We start from the raw sequence: 694 nt of genomic DNA, 5'->3' as shown, positions 1-694 counted from the left end.
AGACATGCAGGACGATGAGCGTAGAGAAGCTAAGAAGGCAGTGAAAGATGCAGCGGACAAAGCCAAAGAAGCTATTGACAATGCGACGACTGACGCAGACGTCACAAGTGCTAAGGACAATGGACTTGCTAAGGTGGGTGAGCCTCATAAAGCAACTGTGAAACAAAGAGCCAAAGATGACATTGATGCCAAAGCGAAAGCTAAGAAAGATGCTATTGATGGCGACAACCAGTTGACAAATGAAGAGAAGAAAGCCGCCAAAGATAAAGTAGATGCAGAAGCAGGAAAAGCTAAACAAGCGGTAGATGCAGCAACTACGAACGACGGCGTCACTAAAGCTCAAAACGATGCTGCTACCAACATTAACAATGTTGACACAACGCCACATTCAAAACCAAATGCTAAGGCAGAAATTGATGCCAAAGTTGAAGAAGCCAACAAAGCCATCGACCAGAATAAAGACATGACGGACGATGAGCGTAGAGAAGCTAAGAAGGCAGTGAAAGATGCAGCGGACAAAGCCAAAGAAGCTATTGACAATGCGACGACTGACGCAGACGTCACAAGTGCTAAGGACAATGGACTTGCTAAGGTGGGTGAGCCTCATAAAGCAACTGTGAAACAAAGAGCCAAAGATGACATTGATGCCAAAGCGAAAGCTAAGAAAGATGCTATTGATGGCGACAACCAGTTG

General features: G+C 45.4%; 1 protein-coding gene. It reads left to right on the top strand.

Annotation, left to right across the window (positions count from 1 at the left end):
* On the top strand, positions 1-694 hold a 694-nt coding region (locus HT679_RS11080; protein WP_173214653.1), incomplete at both ends, for a DUF1542 domain-containing protein.

The organism is Streptococcus sp. 4886 (assembly GCF_013276485.1).
Taxonomy (GTDB): domain Bacteria; phylum Bacillota; class Bacilli; order Lactobacillales; family Streptococcaceae; genus Streptococcus.
This window is presented reverse-complemented; position numbering and strand designations above follow the sequence as displayed.